Source organism: Capnocytophaga sp. oral taxon 326 str. F0382 (assembly GCF_000318295.1).
GTDB lineage: Bacteria > Bacteroidota > Bacteroidia > Flavobacteriales > Flavobacteriaceae > Capnocytophaga > Capnocytophaga periodontitidis.
The window spans coordinates 1-1,789 of the sequence record NZ_KB291369.1; the positions used below are offsets into that span (position 1 = coordinate 1).

Here is a 1,789-nt window from a genome sequence, read left to right on the forward strand (position 1 = left end):
TGATAAACCCTTTATCATTAGCTATTTTACTCCACGTTTCGCTGTTATAGCTTTTAAATTCCTCATATAAAGGTTTTTGTCCTTCCCTAAACTTCACGTCATAACGGCAGTTGGCACAGATATCATCTAAACCTTTTTCAAACTTCATATCTATATGCTCAATGTTTTCAGGGGCATATTTTTTAGGGTTTTTCTATGCTTACTAAATGAAAGTAAAAGTAATAGAAATGAAATTAGTATGATAAAACAAGAACTATTCTTCACCTTAGTACATTTTTTACTAATTGAATGTATTATAAATATTTTTAGAAAAACAACACGACTTCAACTTAAAAATAAAAACATTAATATTTTATAGAATACTCTCTGCTAACAAATCTTCTTTTAAAGGTAATTTTTCAGGATAAAAAATAAAAATAACATTATCATCATTTATCAATGAAATATATTCTTTTTCTTGCCACTTCAATAAAACAGGTAGCACTTTGTTATAATTATCTCTGAAATGTTTATTCACTATATCCATTAAATCCCAATCTATTATTGGAGTTATTAAATAAATATTATCACGGTAAATAGTGTCTACTAATAATTTGATAAGATTTTTACGCTTCATATTTCTTTAAATATTATTATTTTCCTCACGTTTTTAATAATTTATGAAAGAGTCATAATCTATTAGAAGGTAAGTCTATAATTTTAAACTTTTCTTCAGATACAATTTCAATAATTCCTTTGCTTTCTAAAAAAGGTAAAAACTCTTTTATTACATTTTTTTGATTTTTATCTTCAGCAAAATCATTAATAGACCATTCATTCCCAAAATTCCTATAAAACAATTCTATTTTATATAGAAAATTATCGATTATTGCTTTTGTTTTCATAAGATAAACTTTCTAATAATAGAACATCTCTTGCGGGTAAATTTTCGGGAAATAACATAAATATATATTCATCATCATTTATTATAGAAATATAGTTTTTTTCTTCCCAGTATTTGAGAATTGGCAAAATTTTTTGATATTCAGCTTTGATATTTTTAGAGAAGGCATTCCATCTCCATTTAGGATTATAGGCAGAGGGATCATAACAAATATTATCAATTATTATCTCTATTATTTTTGAACGTTTCATAGCATAGTGTTATTTAAAATTGATTATTTCACCTGTTTTTAAGTTAATTAATCTTTTCAACTTTATTTGAGATTGTGTTATAAATTGCGTTGCTCCTCCTTTTCCAAAATTTGGATAGCTCCTTGTTAAAACTTCCATATATTCAGCATTGTTCCATTTTGCTTTTGGAATATGAGTCTTATTTATTAGCTGGTTAGCATCAAACTCTGCACGCCAAACAGCGTCTGTATATTTTGCATTTAACTGCATTTTATCAATAGCGATTAGGGGATCATCTATTTTATCTAATGAGAAATATGTTTGTCCTTGCCCTATTTGTTCTGGAATAATACCTGAAGATTTTAATTGCTCTAAATAATTAGCATTAGAACCTATATGTCTGTAAGCTATTTTTCCTTTTATTAATTCATTTGCTACATCATCTATTTTATTTGCTTTTTTAAGAGCTTTTAGTCCTTCTGCTCCATAGTGGTCTATAATTTCAGCAACAGCACCTCCGTCTTTATTAAATTTGAAATAGATAAGTTCTTCTGCTTCCTTACCAAATTTAGCTATTGCTCTTTCCCTAGCTCCTTTAAATAAATTATTAATATACAGAGTTGTTTCATCAGATAAATTAATTTCTTTTTCTAAAGATAGTACTACTTTTTCACCT

General features: G+C 26.6%; 4 protein-coding genes. All 4 read right to left on the reverse strand.

Features of this window, described 5'->3' with window-relative positions:
• Positions 1-352: 352 nt before the first annotated feature.
• Positions 353-616 carry a hypothetical protein gene (locus tag HMPREF9073_RS01800; protein ID WP_009412280.1) on the reverse strand — a complete coding sequence of 88 codons (264 nt, stop codon included), beginning with the start codon at positions 614-616 and terminating at the stop codon, positions 353-355.
• 52 nt (positions 617-668) lie between these two features.
• Positions 669-884 (reverse strand): hypothetical protein, encoded by a 216-nt coding sequence (locus HMPREF9073_RS01805; protein ID WP_009412281.1) that lies wholly within the window; start codon positions 882-884, stop codon positions 669-671.
• Entirely contained in the window at positions 859-1,134 is a 276-nt protein-coding gene (locus tag HMPREF9073_RS01810; protein WP_009412282.1) for a hypothetical protein, read from the reverse strand. The genes HMPREF9073_RS01805 and HMPREF9073_RS01810 overlap by 26 nt, the downstream gene beginning before the upstream one ends.
• Positions 1,135-1,143: 9 nt before the next feature.
• Positions 1,144-1,789: hypothetical protein (locus tag HMPREF9073_RS16170; RefSeq protein ID WP_009412283.1), on the reverse strand; the 646-nt coding region annotated here is incomplete at its 5' end.

Bases quoted from the DNA above. Each gene is read 5' to 3' on its own strand.
- HMPREF9073_RS01805 (WP_009412281.1), bottom strand. From the start codon at position 884: ATGAAAACAAAAGCAATAATCGATAATTTTCTATATAAAATAGAATTG.
- HMPREF9073_RS01810 (WP_009412282.1), bottom strand. From the start codon at position 1,134: ATGAAACGTTCAAAAATAATAGAGATAATAATTGATAATATTTGTTAT.
- HMPREF9073_RS01800 (WP_009412280.1), bottom strand. From the start codon at position 616: ATGAAGCGTAAAAATCTTATCAAATTATTAGTAGACACTATTTACCGT.